The organism is Pseudomonas sp. NFACC32-1 (assembly GCF_900101215.1).
Taxonomy (GTDB): domain Bacteria; phylum Pseudomonadota; class Gammaproteobacteria; order Pseudomonadales; family Pseudomonadaceae; genus Aquipseudomonas.
In genome coordinates this window covers 126,549-145,346 of the sequence record NZ_FMUL01000015.1, presented here as the reverse complement: position 1 = coordinate 145,346, position 18,798 = coordinate 126,549, and the positions used below count along the sequence as shown (strand labels likewise).

The 18,798-nt window shown below is 61.7% G+C and carries 20 protein-coding genes, 1 tRNA gene and 1 pseudogene; 11 read left to right on the top strand and 11 right to left on the bottom strand.

Features of this window, described 5'->3' with window-relative positions; genetic code table 11:
* The 6 genes and pseudogenes from BLP99_RS21280 to panM all read right to left on the bottom strand — a co-directional run.
* Positions 1-261: pseudogene (locus tag BLP99_RS21280) on the bottom strand (IS110 family transposase); the annotation flags it as partial.
* 117 nt (positions 262-378) lie between these two features.
* Positions 379-454 (bottom strand) — tRNA-Phe (locus tag BLP99_RS21275).
* Positions 455-556: 102 nt separating this feature from the next.
* A complete protein-coding gene (locus BLP99_RS21270) occupies positions 557-829 on the bottom strand; it encodes an oxidative damage protection protein (RefSeq protein WP_053147893.1) in 273 nt (90 codons plus the stop codon).
* A complete protein-coding gene (gene mutY, locus BLP99_RS21265) occupies positions 826-1,893 on the bottom strand; it encodes an A/G-specific adenine glycosylase (protein WP_092181670.1) in 1,068 nt (355 codons plus the stop codon). Before mutY ends, BLP99_RS21270 begins: the two co-directional genes overlap by 4 nt.
* Positions 1,890-4,115 (bottom strand): AsmA family protein, encoded by a 2,226-nt coding sequence (locus BLP99_RS21260; protein WP_072431687.1) that lies wholly within the window; start codon positions 4,113-4,115, stop codon positions 1,890-1,892. Before BLP99_RS21260 ends, mutY begins: the two co-directional genes overlap by 4 nt.
* A gap of 210 nt (positions 4,116-4,325) precedes the next feature.
* Positions 4,326-4,724 carry an aspartate 1-decarboxylase autocleavage activator PanM gene (panM, locus tag BLP99_RS21255; RefSeq protein WP_092181667.1) on the bottom strand — a complete coding sequence of 133 codons (399 nt, stop codon included), beginning with the start codon at positions 4,722-4,724 and terminating at the stop codon, positions 4,326-4,328.
* A 261-nt stretch (positions 4,725-4,985) separates the two neighbouring features.
* On the opposite strand from panM, the gene BLP99_RS21250 reads away from it, so the two are divergent.
* The 7 genes from BLP99_RS21250 (at position 4,986) to BLP99_RS21220 (ending at position 10,793) form a co-directional block, all read left to right on the top strand.
* On the top strand, positions 4,986-6,647 hold the full coding sequence (locus tag BLP99_RS21250) for an OFA family MFS transporter (protein ID WP_072397913.1): 1,662 nt from the start codon (positions 4,986-4,988) through the stop codon (positions 6,645-6,647).
* 290 nt (positions 6,648-6,937) lie between these two features.
* Positions 6,938-7,531, top strand: coding sequence for an imidazoleglycerol-phosphate dehydratase HisB (hisB, locus tag BLP99_RS21245; protein WP_003186751.1), 594 nt, complete (start codon positions 6,938-6,940; stop codon positions 7,529-7,531).
* Positions 7,531-8,169, top strand: coding sequence for an imidazole glycerol phosphate synthase subunit HisH (gene hisH, locus BLP99_RS21240; protein WP_072397914.1), 639 nt, complete (start codon positions 7,531-7,533; stop codon positions 8,167-8,169). Before hisB ends, hisH begins: the two co-directional genes overlap by 1 nt.
* On the top strand, positions 8,169-8,423 hold the full coding sequence (locus tag BLP99_RS21235; protein WP_072397915.1) for a DUF2164 domain-containing protein: 255 nt from the start codon (positions 8,169-8,171) through the stop codon (positions 8,421-8,423). The genes hisH and BLP99_RS21235 overlap by 1 nt, the downstream gene beginning before the upstream one ends.
* 42 nt (positions 8,424-8,465) lie before the next feature.
* Entirely contained in the window at positions 8,466-9,203 is a 738-nt protein-coding gene (hisA, locus tag BLP99_RS21230; RefSeq protein ID WP_072397916.1) for a 1-(5-phosphoribosyl)-5-[(5-phosphoribosylamino)methylideneamino]imidazole-4-carboxamide isomerase, read from the top strand.
* A 9-nt stretch (positions 9,204-9,212) separates the two neighbouring features.
* Positions 9,213-9,983: an imidazole glycerol phosphate synthase subunit HisF gene (gene hisF, locus BLP99_RS21225; RefSeq protein ID WP_014336099.1), complete on the top strand. Its 771-nt coding sequence runs from the start codon at positions 9,213-9,215 to the stop codon at positions 9,981-9,983.
* 63 nt (positions 9,984-10,046) lie between these two features.
* Positions 10,047-10,793, top strand: coding sequence for a substrate-binding periplasmic protein (locus BLP99_RS21220; protein WP_072397917.1), 747 nt, complete (start codon positions 10,047-10,049; stop codon positions 10,791-10,793).
* A gap of 72 nt (positions 10,794-10,865) precedes the next feature.
* Here BLP99_RS21220 and BLP99_RS21215 read toward each other — a convergent pair whose 3' ends face one another.
* The 4 genes from BLP99_RS21215 to gpmI all read right to left on the bottom strand — a co-directional run bounded on the left by BLP99_RS21215 (position 10,866) and on the right by gpmI (position 16,033).
* Complete coding sequence (locus BLP99_RS21215; RefSeq protein WP_092181664.1) at positions 10,866-11,648, bottom strand: divergent polysaccharide deacetylase family protein; 783 nt, start codon at positions 11,646-11,648, stop codon at positions 10,866-10,868.
* Position 11,649: 1 nt separating this feature from the next.
* Positions 11,650-12,966 (bottom strand): S41 family peptidase, encoded by a 1,317-nt coding sequence (locus BLP99_RS21210; RefSeq protein WP_092181662.1) that lies wholly within the window; start codon positions 12,964-12,966, stop codon positions 11,650-11,652.
* 32 nt (positions 12,967-12,998) lie between these two features.
* A complete protein-coding gene (locus BLP99_RS21205) occupies positions 12,999-14,285 on the bottom strand; it encodes a murein hydrolase activator EnvC family protein (protein ID WP_072397920.1) in 1,287 nt (428 codons plus the stop codon).
* A gap of 218 nt (positions 14,286-14,503) precedes the next feature.
* A complete protein-coding gene (gpmI, locus tag BLP99_RS21200) occupies positions 14,504-16,033 on the bottom strand; it encodes a 2,3-bisphosphoglycerate-independent phosphoglycerate mutase (protein ID WP_072397921.1) in 1,530 nt (509 codons plus the stop codon).
* A gap of 151 nt (positions 16,034-16,184) precedes the next feature.
* Between gpmI and BLP99_RS21195 the strand changes: the two genes are divergently transcribed.
* Genes BLP99_RS21195 through secB form a run of 3 tightly spaced genes read left to right on the top strand, consistent with a single transcriptional unit; the run spans position 16,185 to position 17,375 of the window.
* Positions 16,185-16,598: a rhodanese-like domain-containing protein gene (locus BLP99_RS21195; RefSeq protein WP_072397922.1), complete on the top strand. Its 414-nt coding sequence runs from the start codon at positions 16,185-16,187 to the stop codon at positions 16,596-16,598.
* Position 16,599: 1 nt separating this feature from the next.
* The gene (gene grxC / locus BLP99_RS21190; protein WP_072397923.1) at positions 16,600-16,854 is read left to right on the top strand and encodes a glutaredoxin 3; all 255 of its coding nucleotides are present in this window, start codon (positions 16,600-16,602) and stop codon (positions 16,852-16,854) included.
* Between the two features lie 38 nt (positions 16,855-16,892).
* Positions 16,893-17,375, top strand: coding sequence for a protein-export chaperone SecB (gene secB, locus BLP99_RS21185; RefSeq protein ID WP_072397924.1), 483 nt, complete (start codon positions 16,893-16,895; stop codon positions 17,373-17,375).
* A gap of 103 nt (positions 17,376-17,478) precedes the next feature.
* On the opposite strand, the gene trmL is transcribed toward secB, so the two are convergent.
* A complete protein-coding gene (gene trmL / locus BLP99_RS21180) occupies positions 17,479-17,934 on the bottom strand; it encodes a tRNA (uridine(34)/cytosine(34)/5-carboxymethylaminomethyluridine(34)-2'-O)-methyltransferase TrmL (protein ID WP_072431681.1) in 456 nt (151 codons plus the stop codon).
* On the opposite strand from trmL, the gene BLP99_RS21175 reads away from it, so the two are divergent.
* The gene (locus tag BLP99_RS21175; RefSeq protein WP_092181659.1) at positions 17,933-18,370 is read left to right on the top strand and encodes a hypothetical protein; all 438 of its coding nucleotides are present in this window, start codon (positions 17,933-17,935) and stop codon (positions 18,368-18,370) included. The genes trmL and BLP99_RS21175 overlap by 2 nt on opposite strands.
* The last annotated feature ends 428 nt before the right edge of the window (positions 18,371-18,798 follow it).

The following is an 18,798-nucleotide window of genomic DNA, read 5'->3' as shown; positions in this document are numbered from 1 at the left end:
GTTGCCTTTGACGAACGGCTTAACGTATTGCGGGGCAATCAGTTTTACCTCGTGGCCCAATGCCTCAACCTGTCGAGCCAGCCAGTGGGCACCGCCACACGACTCCATCACCACCGTGCAGGCCGGCAGTTGGGCCAATGTGCCGAGCAATTGGCTGCGGCTGGTTTTCTTGCGCAAAACCTGATGACCTTTGGCGTCCTGGCCGTGCAGATGGAAACTGTGTTTACCAATGTCGATGCCGAGAAGCGTCATCGTGTTCATGAGAGATCCTCCGCCGAAAACGAGAAAAGCCCTGCAAGCGTAAACCTGCAGGGCTTCTCGGTCAGGCTGACCATCTCATTAAACCCCGATCAATTTCTTGATCGGGGTTTTGGTATTTGGTGCCCAGAGACGGAATCGAACCGCCGACACGGGGATTTTCAATCCCCTGCTCTACCGACTGAGCTATCTGGGCAACGGGGCGCATTAAACGGGTTTTTCAGGAGGGCGTCAAGCACGTTATCAAAAAATATTTAATTATTACCGTCGCTTACGATTCGCCCCCGGGGTAAGCAGCTTATTCGGAAGGCGGTACGTAGCCCTCAGCCTTGGCGTATTCTTCGCCGGAAAAGAACTTGTCCATTTCGCCCTGGATATATTTGCGATCCTCGGCGTTCATCATGTTCAGGCGTTTTTCGTTGATCAGCAGGGTCTGGTGTTTCTGCCAGTCTGCCCAGGCCTTGGCCGAGACGTTGTCGTAGATGTCCTGGCCCTTGGCGCCAGGGAACGGAGCGCGCTCCAGGGCGGGCAGCTCTTCTTTGTATTTGCGGCACATGATGGTGCGGGTCATGACGACTCTCCTGCATTCAAGACGACGGCCGCGCGTTCGAGCAAGGTTTTGACCGGGGCGGCAAGGCCCAGGCGCGGCGGGGTGGCGAGGTTATACCAGAGCCAGTCGGCCTCGGCCACGTGATGGCCGGTTTCCTGGACCCAGACCAGCCAGGGTTCGATTGCCAACTGGAAATGGCTGAAGGTGTGCACCAGGCCGGGCATTTCCTGTTGCCTGCCCAGTTCCAGCGAGTGTTGCAGGGCCAGATGCTGCAGGTCGTCGAGGTCATCGAGTTCCGGCAGGCTCCACAGGCCGCCCCACAGGCCGGTGGAGGGACGACGATAAAGCAGGATCGCGCCCTCACGGTTGGCCAGCATCGGCATCAAGGTACGTTTCCTGGGTACTTCCTTGCGTGGCTTGGGGATCGGATAGCGGGTCTCCAGGCCCAGCATATGGGCTTGGCAACCGGTCTTCAGCGGGCAGAGCAGGCAACTGGGCTTGCTGCGGGTGCAGAGCGTGGCGCCCAGGTCCATCATTGCCTGGGTATAGGCATTGACCCGGTCCTGGGGGGTGAAGCGCTCCGCGGTGGCCCACAGTTGCTTTGCGACCTTGGGTTCGCCCGGATAGCCTTCCTGGGCGGTAAAGCGTGCCAGCACCCGCTTGACGTTACCGTCGAGGATCGGTGCCCGCAGGCCCATGCTGATGCTGGCGATGGCACCGGCGGTAGACAGGCCGATCCCCGCCAGCTCGGTGAGTTTCTCCACGTCCCGGGGGAATTCGCCGCCGTATTGTTCGACCACGATCTTTGCGGTTTTCTGCAGATTGCGAGCACGGGTGTAGTAGCCCAACCCGGTCCACAGGTGCAGCACTTCATCCTCAGGCGCGGCGGCCAGGGCTTCGACGGTAGGCAGCGAGGCCATGAACCGGTCGAAGTAGTTGAGCACGGTGCTTACCTGGGTCTGTTGCAACATGATCTCCGAAACCCACACCCGGTACGGCGTGATGTCCTGTTGCCAAGGCAGGTCGTGACGCCCGTGGCGGTCGAACCAGTCCAGCACCGCGGTGGAAAACTGCTCGGCTCTCATCGCTTGAACAGCCCCTTCAGCGCATCTTTCAGCTCGGGGCTGACCTTGTCGCCCAGCTTCTCGTCGATCTTGTCACCGAGGCGGTCGCCGGCCAGTTTTGCCGCGACCTTGCCCAGGCCGTCGTTATCCAGGCGGCAGGCTTTGGCGCCGAGCTCCAGGGGACCGCGGCAGCGCAGCGGCCATTCGACATCGACGTAGCGTTCGTTGACCTGGCAGGCCGGGTCGGGCATGTCGCTCTTGTCGCCTTCGACGATGACGCCGACGCGGTAATCCATGCCCAGCACCCGCAGGTCGATATCGCCATTGCCGTTTACGGTCATGCCCGGTACACGGACTTTCAGGTCGGGGTTGCTGGCCACGCCGTTGCGCAGGGTGAGATTGCCGTTGAGCTGCTGGAACGGTGTGTCCTTGCCCCGGGGTTCGCCACTGAGGTTCTTGCGGTTGAGCAGGGCGATGCCTTTGCACAGCTGCTGTTCGAGGTTGGCATTGAGCAGCACGCCATCGTTGATGACGAAACCGGCGGTGCCGTTGAGGCTTTCGATCAGGGCCTTCTGGCTGTTGCCGCTGGCGGTCACGGCGCTGTTGAGCGTCACCAGCCCCTTGACTGGCGGAGTCTTGCCCTGGCTCTCGATGATTTTTTCCGCCGGCACCCGGTTGATCCGGGTTTGCAGGTTCAATTGCGGCGTGGGCTGGCGCACATCCAGGGTGCCCTTGGCTTCGAAGTTGCCGTTGTACAGGTCGCCCCGCAGGTTCTCCAGGGTCAGCAGGCCATTCTGGCCGGTGGCCTTGAGGGCAGCATTCTCGATCGGCAGTCTGTCGAGGATCAGTTGGCCGAAGGTCAGGTCGGCATCGATGTCCAGTTTGCTCAGGCGTTCCACCGGGAACAGTCGCTCGTTACTCCAGGCTCCCTGGGTTGGCGAGCTTGGCAGTGGCGTGCTGCCGGCGCCTGCCATGGCGCTGGTCTCGGTGTCGCTGACTTCGGCTTCGCGGGCGGCCTTGGCGCTGTTGCTCTCGGCGGATTTCGGGGGTAGGTAGCGGTCGACGTTGAATTTGTCGGCCTTGAGCTGCGCACGGAGGGATTGCTTTGCGAAATCTTCCACGGCGATACGGCCACTGAAGCTGCTGTCGTCGACTTTCAGGTTGATGTCGTTGAATTCGACGCTGGTCGGCGTGCCGGCGATGCGGCTGGCCAGCTCGACCTTGGTCAGGCTGCCCTCGGCCATGGTCGGTAGTTTCTGGCCGATGCTGTCGACAAAGTTCGCCAGGTCGAACTGGGCAATCGAAATTCCGCCGTTCAGTTGCGGGGTCTTGTCGAGGTCGTTGACCTTCAGTTCGCCCAAGGCGCGCAGCTGGTTCAGGGAGAGCTTGATGCCGGTCCATTCGGCCACGTTGGCGGCCCTGTCCAGGAACAACTGTCCCTGTGCGTTGAAGTTAAGGGTCTTGCCCTGCAACGGATCCCCCGTGACTTCGCCGGACAATTTCAGGTCTTCGAACTTGTAGCGCTGCAAGGCGCGCTCGAAGCGCAGTTCGCCAGTGACTTCGGTGCGCACGCGCACGGCCGGCTGGTTGCTGGACAGGAACGCGGTCAGCGTGACCGGGATATTGGTGGAGTCGTGGACCGGGCCGGTGCTCAACTGGATGCTCTCGGCACTGAATTGCTTGCCGGTCTGCTCGTCGGTGTATTGAACCCTGGCGTTGTTCACCGTCAGGCTGTCGATGTCCAGCCGGGTCGGCTGCGCCGGTTTTTCCGGCGGGGCGCTGGTGGACGGAGCGGGTGGCTCGGCTGGCGCCGGAGTTCCGGCCGTCGTCGTCGAGGCGGGCGCCTTGCCGATGTCTTCCCAGTTGCCGTGGCCGTTCTTGTCACGGTTGAGTCGCAGGTTCAGGCCTTCGACCCGCACGTCGCTCATCTGCACCTCCTTGCGCAGCAGCGGGATCACGCGTACCGAAAGGCCGAGCATCTGCAGGTCGGCGAAAGGTTGTGTCGGGTTGGCCAGCGTGGCGACACTGGCATCGTGCAATTCCAGACCCAGCCATGGAAACAGGCTCCAGCCGATGTCGCCATTGAGCGTGAGCTCAATGTGGGCTTTGTCGCGGGCAATCTGGCGGATCTCTTCCTTGTAGTCGTTGGGATCGAAGAGGTGGGTCAGGGCAAAGCCCAAGGCCACAATGATCAGCAACAGCCCGAGAAGTACCAGACCCAGGATTTTGCCGAACGCTTTCATGGGCGAGTCCTTGTAGGTTGAGTTCAAAATTTAGCCTGGGAGTATAACGCTGTGGGTTTGTATTGGGCTTTAGGCTCTGTACGAAAAGCCTTGATACCCGTTCATGCAGCGTTGAAAACTGCCTCGCAACGTTCGTGTGTTCCAGTGCGCTGCGCTTGCTCGGCTGTTTTCGCCTTGCCTTCGTCCCAAGGCTCTTCTTGCAGAGCCTGGTCAGTACTCATCCAGCGCCAGTTTCAATCTGGCGGCGAGGGCTTGGGCTATGGGATGCCCGCCAGGGGCCCGCAGCCGCAGCTGGGCACCGTTCTGCAGGGCCATTCTCTGCGCCTCGCTCACCAGTCGTTCCGCGACGCCACGACGTCGGGTAACGTTCCGTACGCACATCTGGGACAAGTCCCAAGCGTCCTGGTGCCGTTGCAGGCGCGCGGCCCCCAGCAGTCGATCATTGAAACGTGCCGCGATCAATGAGCCATCTTCCAGGCAATCCTCTATCAGCCGGGCGGCATCGCCGAAGGGTTCCATCAGCCAGGCGGGGGCGTCCCGATAGATTTTTTCCAAGTCCTGCCGGTCCTGGCGGGTGGCTGCGTTCAGGTGCTCGACGATGATAGGCATGAAAATCCCTGAAAAAATAAATCATTAGCACCCTACAGAAAACCGCCGAAGGCGCGATAAGACGGATGACGTGAAAAAGGTGATATCACTTTGGTTTTTCTGTCACGAGCAAATGGTAATCTTTACCCGTTCGCCTGCCTTTCTGCGACCTGATGTCGCACCACTATGGAGCTTCACCGTAAAATACGGCCGTGCCTGCGTGCAATAAGGCCGAGGGTGAAGTGTGGCTGGCGAGCCATTCTAACAACTGGGGGATACACAATGAGCACGAGCATCACGGCGGACGGCATTGCCGACCAGCCTGCATTCCTCTCCAAGGAACGCATTATCGCCAAGCCCGGTTTCAACCGGTGGCTGGTTCCTCCGGCCGCACTGGCCATTCACCTCTGCATCGGCATGGCCTACGGCTTCTCGGTGTTCTGGTTGCCACTGTCCAAGGCCCTGGGCATCACCAAACCGGTCGCCTGCGCGCCGGACATGAGCTTCATCTCGCAAGTCTTTTCGTCCCAATGCGACTGGCCGATCTCGATGCTCGGCTGGATCTACACCCTGTTCTTCATCTTCCTGGGTTGCTCGGCAGCCATCTGGGGCGGCTGGCTGGAACATGCCGGGCCACGCAAGGCCGGTGTCGTGTCGGCATTGTGCTGGTGCGGTGGCCTGCTGATCTCCGCGCTGGGTATCTATACCCACCAGATCTGGCTGATGTGGGTCGGTTCCGGCGTGATCGGCGGTATCGGCCTTGGCCTGGGCTACATTTCCCCGGTCTCGACCCTGATCAAGTGGTTCCCGGACAAGCGTGGCATGGCGACCGGCATGGCGATCATGGGCTTCGGTGGCGGCGCGATGGTGGGTGCTCCGCTGGCCGCTGCGCTGATGAACCACTTTGCTTCGCCGACAGACGTGGGCGTATGGCAGAGCTTCCTGGTCATGGCTGCGATCTACTTCGTGTTCATGATCGGTGGTGCCTTGTCGTACCGCGTCCCGCCGACCGGCTGGAAACCTGAAGGCTGGACCCCGGCACCGAAGAAAGCCGCGAACGCGATGATCACCCATCGTCACGTTCACGTGAATGTGGCCTGGAAAACCCCGCAATTCCGTCTGGTCTGGCTGGTACTGTGCCTGAACGTATCCGCCGGTATCGGCATCCTGGGCATGGCTTCGCCACTGTTGCAGGAAGTGTTCGGCGGCAAGCTGCTCGGCAACGACCTGCCGTTCGGTCAACTGGACGCCGCGCAACTGGGCCAGATCGCGGCCATCGCGGCCGGTTTCACCGGTCTGTTGAGCCTGTTCAACATCGGCGGCCGGTTCTTCTGGGCATCCTTCTCGGATTACCTGGGTCGTAAAAACACCTATTTCGTGTTCTTCGCCCTGGGCTTTGCACTGTACGCGCTGATCCCGAACCTGGGTCACCTGGGCAGCGTCGCGCTGTTCGTGGCGGCGTTCTGCATCATCCTGTCGATGTACGGCGGCGGTTTCGCCACCGTGCCGGCCTACCTGGCGGACCTGTTCGGTACGCAAATGGTCGGCGCGATCCACGGTCGCCTGCTGACCGCCTGGGCTGCGGCGGGCGTGCTGGGTCCGGTGCTGGTGAACTACCTGCGTGAATATCAACTGAGCATCGGCGTTGAACGTGCCGCGGCCTATGACATCACCTTGTACATCCTCGCCGGCCTGCTGGTGCTGGGCTTCCTGTGCAACCTGATGGTCCGCCCGGTCGCCGACAAGTACTTCATGACCGACGCCGAGCTGGCCGCCGAACAGGCGCTGGGCCATGACAAAGGTGCCGACAGCACCACGTCGCTGGAATGGAAGGCCGCGCCGGGCACCAAGCCCCTGGCGATCGCCGCCTGGCTGGTGGTGGGCATTCCGTTGGCGTGGGGTGTGTGGGTGACCCTGCAGAAGACGGCGGTGCTGTTCCGCTAAGCGACAAAGCAGGTAGGCCCGAATCCATCGGAGACGGGCCTACCCTGTGGGAGCGAGCCTGCTCGCGATGAGGGTGTGTCAGTCGATATCATGGTCGGCTGACACACCGCTATCGCGAGCAAGCTCGCTCCCACAGTCGTTTTGGGTGATGGCAAAGGCTTGTATGGACATGTCTATCACCGACAGCCCGGGATTCAGCCCGTCAGCGATATCACCTCCCGTGTTTCTGTTTGCCGCTCGCGCCCCTATAATGGCTGCCTTTTTCGCCCAATGATTTTGCGGAGCTGGTGATGGCCGAACGTAAGGCGTCTGTCGAGCGCGACACTCTGGAAACCCAGATCAAAGCCTCGATCAACCTGGATGGCACCGGTAAGGCCCGGTTTGATATCGGCGTGCCGTTTCTTGAGCACATGCTGGACCAGATCGCCCGTCATGGGCTGATCGACCTGGACATCGTCAGCAAGGGCGACCTGCATATCGACGACCACCACACCGTGGAGGATGTCGGGATCACCCTGGGCCAGGCCTTTACCAAGGCCATTGGCGACAAGAAGGGTATTCGTCGCTACGGCCACGCCTACGTGCCGCTCGATGAGGCGCTGTCGCGGGTGGTCATCGATTTCTCCGGCCGCCCGGGCCTGCAGATGCACGTGCCGTACACCCGTGCCACCGTGGGTGGTTTCGACGTTGACCTGTTCCAGGAATTCTTCCAGGGCTTCGTCAATCACGCCAACGTGACCTTGCACATCGACAACCTGCGCGGGCACAACACCCACCACCAGATCGAAACCGTGTTCAAGGCTTTCGGCCGCGCCCTGCGCATGGCCGTGGAGCTCGATGACCGCATGGCCGGGCAGATGCCCTCCACCAAAGGCGTCCTGTAATGCAGACGGTCGCGGTTATCGACTACGGTATGGGCAACCTGCACTCGGTGGCCAAGGCTCTCGAGCACGTGGGGGCCGGCAAGGTGCTGATCACCAGCGATGCGGATGTGATTCGTGAAGCCGACCGGGTGGTATTCCCCGGTGTCGGTGCGATCCGCGATTGCATGGCCGAGATCCGTCGCCTGGGCTTCGACTCGCTGGTCCAGGAAGTCAGCCAGGATCGTCCGTTCCTGGGAATCTGCGTCGGCATGCAGGCCTTGCTCGAACACAGCGAAGAGAACACCGGCGTCGATTGCATCGGTATGTTCCCGGGCCAGGTGAAGTTTTTCGGCAAGGACCTGCATGAGGACGGCGAGCACCTGAAAGTCCCGCACATGGGCTGGAACGAAGTGAAGCAGACGGTGGACCACCCGCTGTGGCACAACATTCCGGACCTGGCGCGTTTCTACTTCGTGCACAGCTACTACATCGCGGCCGGCAATGCGCGGCAGGTGGTGGGCAGCGGCCATTATGGCGTCGACTTCGCCGCCGCCCTGGCCGACGGCTCGCGCTTCGCCGTGCAGTTCCACCCCGAGAAGAGCCACACCCATGGCCTGCAGTTGCTGCAGAATTTCGCGGCGTGGGACGGCCGCTGGTAATGGCGCGCAAGAAACCGCCGATCCTGACCCTCACGCCCGAGCAGGAGAGTGAGGCCAACCGCAAGATCCAGCGGTTCATGGAGGATCGTTTCGAACTCGAACTGGGTTCGTTCGAAGCGGCGGAAATTCTTGACCTGTTTACCCGCGAAATTGCTCCGCACTATTACAACAGGGCGATTTTCGATGTGCAGACGCACCTTAAAGAAAGGTTCGAAAGCATTGAAAGCGACTTGTGGGCGCTCGAGAAAAACTGATTTCCGAGCCAAGCTGAACATTCGAATCTGAAGGTTTGCCAGATGCTGATTATCCCCGCTATCGATCTCAAGGACGGCGCTTGCGTACGTCTGCGCCAGGGCCGCATGGAAGATTCCACGGTGTTCTCCGATGACCCGGTGAGCATGGCCGCCAAGTGGGTGGAAGGCGGCTGCCGTCGCCTGCATCTGGTCGACCTCAATGGCGCCTTCGAAGGGCAGCCGGTCAATGGCGAGGTGGTCACGGCCATTGCCAGGCGCTACCCGAACCTGCCGATCCAGATCGGCGGCGGCATTCGCTCGCTGGAAACCATCGAGCACTACGTCAAGGCTGGCGTGAGCTACGTGATCATCGGCACCAAGGCGGTGAAGGAGCCTGAATTCGTTGCCCAAGCCTGCCGCGCGTTCCCGGGCAAGGTCATTGTTGGCCTCGACGCCAAGGACGGTTTTGTCGCCACTGACGGCTGGGCTGAAGTCAGCACCGTGCAGGTGATCGACCTGGCCAGGCGTTTCGAAGCCGACGGCGTGTCTGCCATCGTCTACACCGACATCGCCAAGGACGGCATGATGCAGGGCTGCAATGTCCCGTTCACCGCCGCCCTGGCTGCCGCCACCACGATTCCGGTGATCGCCTCCGGTGGCATCCACAACCTGGGTGACATCAAGACACTGCTCGACGCCAAGGCGCCGGGCATCATCGGTGCGATCACTGGTCGCGCAATCTACGAAGGCACCCTGGACGTCGCCGAAGCCCAGGCTTTCTGCGATTCCTACAAAGGCTGAGGACTCACCATGGCGCTGGCCAAACGCATCATCCCTTGCCTGGACGTGGACAACGGCCGGGTGGTCAAGGGTGTGAAGTTCGAGAACATCCGTGACGCCGGCGACCCGGTGGAAATCGCCCGTCGCTACGACGAACAGGGTGCGGACGAGATCACCTTCCTCGATATTACGGCCAGCGTCGACGGCCGCGATACCACCCTGCATACCGTCGAGCGCATGGCCAGCCAGGTGTTCATCCCGCTGACCGTGGGCGGTGGCGTGCGCACCGTGCAGGACATCCGCAACCTGCTCAATGCCGGCGCGGACAAGGTGTCCATCAACACTGCGGCGGTGTTCAACCCCGAGTTCGTCGGCGAGGCGGCCCAGCACTTCGGCTCGCAATGCATTGTCGTGGCCATTGATGCCAAGAAAGTCTCCGGCCCGGGTGAAACGCCGCGTTGGGAAATCTTCACCCATGGCGGTCGCAAACCTACCGGGCTCGATGCCGTGGAGTGGGCGAAGAAAATGGAAGGCCTGGGTGCCGGCGAGATCCTGCTGACCAGCATGGACCAGGACGGCATGAAGAACGGTTTCGACCTGGGGGTCACCCGTGCCATCAGCGATGCCCTGGGCATCCCGGTCATTGCTTCCGGCGGTGTCGGCAACCTGCAGCATCTGGCCGACGGCATCCTTGAAGGTCATGCCAGCGCGGTGCTGGCGGCGAGCATTTTCCATTTTGGTGAATACACCGTGCCGGAAGCCAAGGCCTACATGGCCCATCGCGGCATCTGCGTTCGCTGACCGCTGGACACCATGGCGGGCCCGAGGCACTCTTGGGCACACCATGGATTGCGGTAGCCCGACATGTTCAAACGCTTCGTCCTTGCCTTTGCCGGTGCCACGTTGCTACTCACAGGCAGCGTCCGCGCCGCCGATTCGACGCTGGTGCTGCTGACGGAAAATTTCCCTCCGTACAACATGGCCAGGAACGGCAAGAACTTCGCACAGGACGAAAACATCCATGGTATCGCCGTGGACATCGTTCGCGAGGTCTTCAAGCGTGCCGATATCTCCTACAGCCTGACGCTGCGTTTCCCTTGGGAGCGGATCTACAAGCTCGCCCTGGAAAAGCCAGGTTACGGTGTGTTCGTCATGGCCCGGCTACCGGAGCGCGAGAAGCTCTTCAAGTGGGTCGGCCCCATCGGTCCGGACGACTGGATCATGCTCGCCAAGGCCGATAGCCGGATCACCCTCGACTCCCTGGAGCAGGCGCGCAAATACAGGATCGGCGCCTATAAGGGCGACGCGATTGCCGAGACACTGGCCAAGCAGGGGTTGAATCCGATTGTCGTACTGCGCGATCAGGACAACGCCAGGAAACTGGTCAACGGCCAGATCGACCTGTGGGCCACTGGTGATCCGGCCGGGCGTTACCTGGCGCGCCAGGAGGGCGTGAGCGATCTCAAGACCGTGCTGCGCTTCAACAGCGCCGAGTTGTACCTGGCGTTGAACAAGGAAGTGCCCGACGATGTGGTGGCCCGGCTTCAAGCCGCCCTGGATGAGCTGCGCAAGGAGGGCGAGGTGGACGCGATCATGGCGCGGTATCTCTGACCGCTGGAGCAGGCCTGCGAGAGCGAGCTTGCTCGCGATGAAGGCGATGCGGTTGGGGATAGAGCCCAGCCGCTACCGATAAACCCCATCCTTCCCATGCCCGGCCATCGCCCGATTGCTGCGCAGGCTGATCATCGACTTGATGTCGATCCATTCGATGCCCTGGGCCTTGAGCTTGGGTAGCTCGCGTTCGAGTACCGCCAGGGTCTGCGGATAGGGGTGGCCGATCATCACGGCCGAACCCTGTCGGCGGGCCAGGTCGATGGCGATCTGGAACTGATGGGCGATGGCCGCTTCGGTGCGTTCGTCATCCAGGAATACATCCCGTGACACACTGGCGAGCCCGATCTTCTGCGCCTCGGCGGCGGCGACCGTGCGGGCGCTGGTGCGGCTGTCGACGAAGAACTTGTTACGTTGCTGCAGGTTCGCCATCAGCCAGGCCATGGCCTGGGGTTGAGCCGTCATGCGGCTGCCCATGTGGTTGTTGATTCCGCTGGTGTAGGGCACGGCGGCGAACGCCGCATCGAGGCGCTTGCCCAGCTCTTCGGTGGGTAGCTCGGGATGCCAGGCGAACGGGCCGGTGGCCGGGTCCATGGGCATGTGCAGCATGACGATCTTGCCGGCGCGATGGGCTTCGCGCGCAAATTCGGCGGCATGGGGTGTATCGGGCATGACTGCGGCGGTGACCGGGCCGGGCAGGGTGAGCACGCGACGATCCCGGGGCAGGTTCTGTCCCAGGTCGTCGATGATCAGGCTCAGGTACGCCTTGTGCGGGACGGCGGGTGGCGTGGCGGGCGCCCCATGGGCGGCCCCCGCCAACAGGCACAACAGGGCGAGGACGAAGCGCAGGCTCATCTCAACGGCCGGAAGTGATGTTCAATCCCTTGAGCAGGCTCAGGGCCTGGGCCAGCTGATAGTCGTCATCCTGCGGCATCGGCTTGGCCTTGGCACCGGAGCCGGTCGGCTTGTCGGCACCGCCGTTGCCATTGCCCAGGTGACCTTGCAGGTCGGCTTCCTTGAAGTACTCGCTGTCCTGCTCGCTGGTGATCCTGGCCTTGCGCACCTCGATATCCGGGACGATGCCCTGGGCCTGGATCGAGCGCCCATTGGGCGTGAAGTACAATGCGGTGGTGATCTTCAGGGCGCGGTCATTGTTCAGTGGCAATACGGTCTGCACCGAGCCCTTGCCGAAGCTGGTGGTGCCCATGACGACGCCGCGCTTCTGGTCCTGCAGGGCGCCGGCGACGATTTCCGAAGCCGAAGCGCTGCCGCCATTGATCAGCACCACCAGCGGCACGGCTTCGCTCAGGTCGTTGCCAGTGGCCGAGAAGCGCAGCTCGGAGTTGGCGATACGGCCCTTGGTGTAGACGATCAGGCCCTTGGTGATGAAGTGGTCGACCACTTCCACCGCCGACTGCAGCACGCCGCCAGGGTTGTTGCGCAGGTCCAGGACCATGCCGTTGAGTTTCTTGCCGTTGTCCTTGCGCAACTTGGCCAGGGCCTTGGCGACTTCTTCACCGGTCTTGACCTGGAACTGGGTAATGCGGATGTAGCCATAACCCGATTCCAGCAGTTGGCTCTTCACGCTTTTGACCTGGATGACTGCCCGGGTCAGGGTGACATCGAATGGCGTACCACCGTCGCGAACCAGGGTCAGGGTGATCTTCTGGCCGATCTTGCCGCGCATCTTGTCCACGGCTTCGGTCATGCTCTGGCCGCGCGTCGGCTGGCCGTTGATCTTGACGATGAAGTCACCGGCCTGGATGCCGGCCTTGGAAGCCGGGGTATCGTCGATGGGCGAAACCACCTTGATGAAACCGTCTTCGCTGCCGACCTCGATGCCCAAACCGCCGAACTCGCCGCTGGTGCTTTCCTGCAGCTCGGCAAAGTCCTCCGGCCCCAGGTAGGCGGAATGTGGATCGAGGTTGCTGAGCATGCCCTTGATGGCATTCTCCAGCAGCATCTTGTCATCCACCGGCTCGACATAGGCGGCCTTGATCCGGTCCATGACTTCGGCAAAGGTGCGCAGTTCATCCAGCGGCAACGGGGCCTTGGTGGTGGCGGCCGTGGCGGCGGTGGACGACGGGGCCGGTTCGGCGGCGAACGCCAGGGGCGCACCGATCACGAGGGCGATCGTCAGGGCCAGCGAGGTAAGGCGGGACAAGTGCAGCATGTCGAACGAACTCCTTAATTGGATGGGCACGCTTATCCTTGCGCACGACACCATTGGGCCGGGTCACTGGGGCGACCCTGCTGACGAATAGCGAAATACAGTGCCGGCGTATCCTGCCCACCACTGTTGCCGACCGTGGAAATGGACTCGCCGGCTTTTACCACATCGCCGGCGCTCTTGAGCAGCGTCTGGTTGTGGCCATACAGGCTCAGGTACCCATTGCCGTGATCCAGGATCACCAGCAGGCCGGCACCGCGCAGCCAATCGGCGAACACCACGCGTCCACCGTGGACGGCGTGTACCTGGCTGCCGGCGGAGGCGCTGATCATCACCCCGTCCCACTTGGTACGGGTGTCGTCACCGCGGGTTTCACCAAAGCGTGCAAGCAATCGACCATTGACCGGCCATGGAAGTTTGCCCCGGGCGGAAGCAAAAGCACCGCCGAAGGTTTCACCATCGCTGGAAACCAGTGCGCCAGGGCTTGGCCTGGCCGGTTTGCGTGGCTCATCGCTATTGTCGGCCTGGGCTTCACGCAAACGCTTTTTTTCGGCTTCCTGCTGGGCGATCAGCGCTTTCTGGCGCGCTTCTTCCGCCTCCCGAGCCTGGCGGGCCAGGGTTTCCTCGATGGTCTTCAAGACCTTGGCCAGTTCTGCCTGGTCCGCCTCGCGAGCCTTGAGCTTGCTGTCGCGGGCCTTTACGTCGTCGTTGAGCTTGGCCAGGACTGCCTGGCGTTCCTTGCGAACCTTGTCGAGCTCTTCGCGCTGGGTGTCGAGGCTGCTTTTCTGCACCAGCAACTGGGCCTGCTGCAGTTCGATGTCCTTTTCGACATTGGCCAGTTGGCGCAGGGTCTCGTTGAAGCTCTTGAGTTGCTCCAGGCGCGCCTGGCTCAGGTAGTCGTAATAGGTGAGGGTGCGGGCGAATTTCTCGGGATTCTGCTGGTTGAGCAGCAGCTTGAGGTACTCCTGACGGCCGTTCTGATAAGCCGCCCGGGCCTGGATGGCGATCAGCTTCTGCTGTTCAGTGCGCGCGCTCTGGAGTTTTTTTTTCTCTCCATCGAGTCGCTGCAGCTCGGATTCGCTTTTCTTCAGCTCTTTCTGCAGGGCCTCGACCTGCTTCTCCAGCTTGCCCATTTCCGTTTCAGTGCCGCGCAGGTCTTTCTGCACGCTGGATTTTTCTTCCTGCAACTTGCCCAGCAGCTTTTTCAGCTCGGCGATGTCCTGACGCGTTGCCTCCAACTGTTGTTGAGTTTGCGCGCGTTCATCGGCGAAAGCCGGTTGGAGCAGGCAGGTCAGAGCGAGGGCTATCAGGACGCGAAGCATAGGGGCGGAAGGCACCAGGGAAAGGGACGGCCTAGTATGCCCGCCCCACGCTGCAAAAAAAACGCCCATTTGGGGCTGTGTGATAACTGGCCTGCAAAAGACCAAGAGACCCTCTGTGGGAGCGAGCCTGCTCGCGATGAGGCCATAACGTCCGACATAAATGTTGACTGTTACATCGCCATCGCGAGCAGGCTCGCTCCCACATGGATGTGGATCGATCAGACCAGGATCGAAGTCCCGGTCATCTCTGCCGGTTTTTCCATGCCCAACAGCATCAGCATGGTCGGCGCCACGTCAGCCAGTACGCCACCCTCGCGGACCTTGAAGTCGCGCTTGCCGACATAGATGAACGGCACCGGCTCGGTGGTGTGGGCGGTGTGGGCCTGACCGGTGGATTCGTCGGACATCTGCTCGACGTTACCGTGGTCGGCCGTGATCAGCGCTTCGCCGCCGACCTTTTCCAGGGCATCTACGATGCGACCGACACAGGTGTCCAGGCACTCCACGGCCTTGACCGCCGCCTCGAAGACGCCGCTGTGGCCGACCATGTCGCCGTTGGCGTAGTTGACCACGATCACGTCGTAGCGCTGGTTTTCAATGGCGTCGACGATGCGGTCGGTCACCTCCGGAGCGCTCATCTCCGGTTGCAGGTCGTAGGTGGCGACTTTCGGCGACGGGATCAGGATGCGCTCTTCGCCCGGGAAGGGTTCTTCGCGGCCGCCGGAGAAAAAGAACGTCACGTGGGCGTATTTCTCGGTTTCGGCGATGCGCAGCTGAGTCTTGCCGTTTTTCGCCAGGTAATCGCCCAGCACGTTTTCCAGGCTGCCGGCGGCGAATGCCGACGGTGCGGGAATGCTGGCGGCGTATTGGGTCAGCATCACGAAGCCGGCCAGTTTCGGCTGGCGGGGGCGTTCGAATTCCTTGAAGTCGTCCTCGACGAATACGCGGGTCAGCTCACGGGCCCGGTCAGCGCGGAAGTTCATGAAGACCACGGCGTCGCCGTCTTCGACCCTGACCGGTTCGCCGATCACGGTGGCCTTGACGAATTCGTCGCTTTCACCGCGCTCATAGGCGGCCTGCAGGCCTTCCTGGGCGGTGGCGGCGCTGAATTGGGCATTGCCATCGACGATCAGGTTATAGGCCTGGGCCACGCGATCCCAACGGTTGTCGCGATCCATGGCGTAGTAGCGGCCGACGATACTGGCGATGCGGCCCTTGCCGAGGGTCTGGAAGGTGTTGTCCAGCAGCTCGATCGACGAGGCGGCGCTTTTCGGCGGGGTGTCGCGGCCATCGAGGAACGCGTGCAGGTAAATGTGCTGGGCACCGCGCCGGGAGGCCAGTTCGGCCATGGCAATCAGGTGGTCCTGGTGGCTGTGTACGCCACCGTCGGACAGCAGGCCCATGAAATGCACGGCCTTGCCGGCTGCCACGGCTTTGTCCACGGCGGCGCAGATGGTCGGGTTCTCGAAGAACTCGCCGTCGCGGATCGCTTTGGTCACCCGGGTGAAGTCCTGGTACACCACGCGACCGGCGCCAAGGTTCATGTGGCCCACCTCGGAGTTGCCCATCTGCCCGTCCGGCAGGCCGACGTCCATGCCGCTACCGGAGATCAGGCCGTTCGGCACGGTGGCCCACAGACGGTCCAGCACAGGCTTTCTGGCCGCATAAACGGCGTTGGATTCGTGGCTGTCACTGTGACCGAAGCCGTCGAGAATCATCAGGACCAAAGGTTTAGGCGTGGTAGTCATGGAATCCACTCGTGGCTGTTGAAAGAAGACGATGCAAAAGGGACGGGCAGTTTAAAGGTAAGTTCCGATGGCGTCACCGCCGGGCGGGGTTTGGCGGGCCTTGAGTGCTGTGTATACTGGCCGACATTTTAACGCCCTGGAACCTCCTTCGATGGTTGCTCACCTGATTCAATTTGCCACTAACCACTACATTCTTGTCGGCATCTTCGTCGTACTGCTGGCGTTGCTGATCGCTCATACGATGCAGGGCGGCGGCCGCAGCCTGAGCACCGGCGAGCTGACCGCGCTGGTCAACAAGGATGCGGGCGTGGTGGTGGATATCCGTCCGGGCAAGGAGTTTGCCGCCGGTCACATTGTCGGCGCGCTGAACATTCCCCACGACAAACTGACCACGCGTATCAGCGAGCTGGAAAAGCACAAGGCCAAGACCATCATCCTGGTCGACGCAATGGGCCAGACGGCTGGCACCCACGCTCGCGAACTGATGAAATCCGGCTTCACCGCCGCCAAGCTGTCCGGTGGCGTGGCGAGCTGGAAAGCCGACAACCTGCCCCTGGTGAAGTGAGATGACCCACGTCGTTGTCTATTCCAGCGATTACTGCCCCTATTGCTCCAGAGCCAAGTTCCTGCTCCAGAACAAAGGCGTGGCTTTCGAAGAGATCAAGGTCGACGGCAAGCCGCAACTGCGCGCCGAAATGACCCAGAAGGCCGGACGTACCTCCGTGCCGCAGATCTGGATCGGCAATACCCACGTGGGCGGTTGTGACGATCTGTACGCCCTGGAGCGCGCCGGCAAGCTCGACGCGATGCTCAAGGCCTGAATTCCCTACTAAGCACCTGAAAGTGAGAAGGATCTGCGATGACTGACCAACAGAACACAGCTGCCAGCGAAGAAGAAGCCGCACCGCAATTCTCCTTGCAGCGCATTTATGTACGCGACCTGTCCTTCGAAGCCCCGAAAAGCCCGGCAATCTTTCGCCAGCAGTGGGAGCCAAGCGTAGGCCTGGACTTGAACACCCGCCAGAAAGCCCTGGAAGAAGACTTCCACGAGGTGGTGCTGACCTTGTCGGTGACCGTCAAGAACGGCGAAGAAGTGGCGTTCATCGCTGAAGTGCAGCAGGCCGGCATCTTCCTGATCAAGAACCTGGATGCCGCTTCGATGAGCCATACCCTGGGTGCCTTCTGCCCGAACATCCTGTTCCCTTACGCTCGCGAAGCCCTGGACAGCCTGGTGACCCGTGGTTCGTTCCCGGCCCTGATGCTGGCCCCGGTGAACTTCGATGCCCTGTACGCGCAGGAATTGCAGCGCATGCAGCAGGAAGGCGACGCGACCGTTCAGTAAGCGTCCACAGCCAGGCAAAACTGTGGGAGCGAGCTTGCTCGCGATGGCACCGCCATCGCGAGCAAGCTCGCTCCCACAGGTGTTTCTGGCTGACAGAAAGGGATCAGGCGAACCCGTTCTGCCGCCATGCCTCATAAACCGCCACCGCCACGGTGTTGGACAGGTTCAGGCTGCGGCAGCCTTCGCGCATCGGCAGGCGCAGGCGTTGCTCCGCCGTCAGGGCATCCAGCACGTCGGCCGGCAGGCCACGGCTTTCCGGGCCGAACAGAAATGCATCGCCCGGGACGAAACTGGCGTCGTGGAACGGCCGCGAGCCCTTGGTGGTGAAGGCAAAGAGACGTGGCTTTCCCAGGCTTTCCAGACAACTGGCCAGGTCGGCATGACGCTGCAAGGTGGCATACTCGTGGTAGTCCAGGCCGGCGCGCCGCAGGCGTTTGTCGTCCATCTCGAAGCCCAGCGGTTCGATCAAATGCAGGTGGCAGCCACTGTTGGCGCACAGCCTGATGACGTTGCCGGTATTGGGCGGAATTTCCGGTTGAAAAAGGATGACGTGAAACATGCACGGCTCCGCAGATAAAGATGAGCGGCATTCTACGCCGCAAACCGACCGACGTTCGAAGCTAATGCCTCGGGTCATGACCTCGTTGGCGATTTTTGGCCTGATGGTTGGCTTGATGATCGGCCGCCTGACCAATCCGGAGCCCAGTGAGCTGCAGCAGGTCGAGATCATCGATGGGGCGCTGGTGGCCTGGTTCAACAACGAGCCCAAGCTGCACGGGGAAATTGTCGACGGCTCGGTGGCGTTGCTGTTCGATGCCCAAGGCCGGGCGCAGAAAGGGCAGTTGAAGCTCAACGGCAAGGACGTGAACTGGCGGGTGCGTTTGAGCGAAAAGGGGTTGCTGCTGACGGTGGTGGCGGCGCGTCCGTTGCGCGCCCAGTGGGCCGGCAGCGAGGTCGATGACCGCTGGCGGCTGGAGGTCCGTCTCCAGGAATAAAAGAGGAATCCCCAGCCTGCCTGTACCAAGGACCCCAAAACGGGAGGGCTGCGATCGTGCGCGACCCCGGTGTAAAGAAGGGAAACCTTGACCTGCCTGTATCAAGGCCCCCAAAACGGTGGGCTCTCTGAGCCCGGATAAAATGGGGAATCCCCGGCCTGCCTGTACCAAGGTCCCCGAAACTGGGTGTTGCTTGAGTTATTGCAGGGGGCGTGCCAGTTTTAAATGGCTTGTCACAAAAAACCTGCTGAAGCCGCTCAAAGCCCCGGATTACGGGGCTTTTGCTTCCGTGTGGGCTGTTCTTCCGGAATCGAATCGGGTGATTCGGGCTGGCGCAGCGTGCGCACTTGCGGTTCATGGTGCATTGGTGCGGTGCATGGTGCCTTCAAGAGCATCGCGAGCAGGCTCGCCCCCACAAGGTCCGGTGG

Coding starts and splice junctions, on each gene's coding strand:
- mutY (WP_092181670.1), bottom strand. CDS start 1,893: ATGAGAGCCGAGCAGTTTTCCACCGCGGTGCTGGACTGGTTCGACCGC.
- secB (WP_072397924.1), top strand. CDS start 16,893: ATGACTGACCAACAGAACACAGCTGCCAGCGAAGAAGAAGCCGCACCG.
- trmL (WP_072431681.1), bottom strand. CDS start 17,934: ATGTTTCACGTCATCCTTTTTCAACCGGAAATTCCGCCCAATACCGGC.
- BLP99_RS21215 (WP_092181664.1), bottom strand. CDS start 11,648: ATGAGCCTGCGCTTCGTCCTCGCCCTGTTGTGCCTGTTGGCGGGGGCC.
- hisA (WP_072397916.1), top strand. CDS start 8,466: ATGCTGATTATCCCCGCTATCGATCTCAAGGACGGCGCTTGCGTACGT.
- BLP99_RS21205 (WP_072397920.1), bottom strand. CDS start 14,285: ATGCTTCGCGTCCTGATAGCCCTCGCTCTGACCTGCCTGCTCCAACCG.
- BLP99_RS21175 (WP_092181659.1), top strand. CDS start 17,933: ATGCACGGCTCCGCAGATAAAGATGAGCGGCATTCTACGCCGCAAACC.
- gpmI (WP_072397921.1), bottom strand. CDS start 16,033: ATGACTACCACGCCTAAACCTTTGGTCCTGATGATTCTCGACGGCTTC.
- BLP99_RS21210 (WP_092181662.1), bottom strand. CDS start 12,966: ATGCTGCACTTGTCCCGCCTTACCTCGCTGGCCCTGACGATCGCCCTC.
- hisB (WP_003186751.1), top strand. CDS start 6,938: ATGGCCGAACGTAAGGCGTCTGTCGAGCGCGACACTCTGGAAACCCAG.
- hisH (WP_072397914.1), top strand. CDS start 7,531: ATGCAGACGGTCGCGGTTATCGACTACGGTATGGGCAACCTGCACTCG.
- panM (WP_092181667.1), bottom strand. CDS start 4,724: ATGCCTATCATCGTCGAGCACCTGAACGCAGCCACCCGCCAGGACCGG.
- BLP99_RS21250 (WP_072397913.1), top strand. CDS start 4,986: ATGAGCACGAGCATCACGGCGGACGGCATTGCCGACCAGCCTGCATTC.
- BLP99_RS21270 (WP_053147893.1), bottom strand. CDS start 829: ATGACCCGCACCATCATGTGCCGCAAATACAAAGAAGAGCTGCCCGCC.
- BLP99_RS21195 (WP_072397922.1), top strand. CDS start 16,185: ATGGTTGCTCACCTGATTCAATTTGCCACTAACCACTACATTCTTGTC.
- BLP99_RS21220 (WP_072397917.1), top strand. CDS start 10,047: ATGTTCAAACGCTTCGTCCTTGCCTTTGCCGGTGCCACGTTGCTACTC.
- BLP99_RS21260 (WP_072431687.1), bottom strand. CDS start 4,115: ATGAAAGCGTTCGGCAAAATCCTGGGTCTGGTACTTCTCGGGCTGTTG.
- BLP99_RS21235 (WP_072397915.1), top strand. CDS start 8,169: ATGGCGCGCAAGAAACCGCCGATCCTGACCCTCACGCCCGAGCAGGAG.
- hisF (WP_014336099.1), top strand. CDS start 9,213: ATGGCGCTGGCCAAACGCATCATCCCTTGCCTGGACGTGGACAACGGC.
- grxC (WP_072397923.1), top strand. CDS start 16,600: ATGACCCACGTCGTTGTCTATTCCAGCGATTACTGCCCCTATTGCTCC.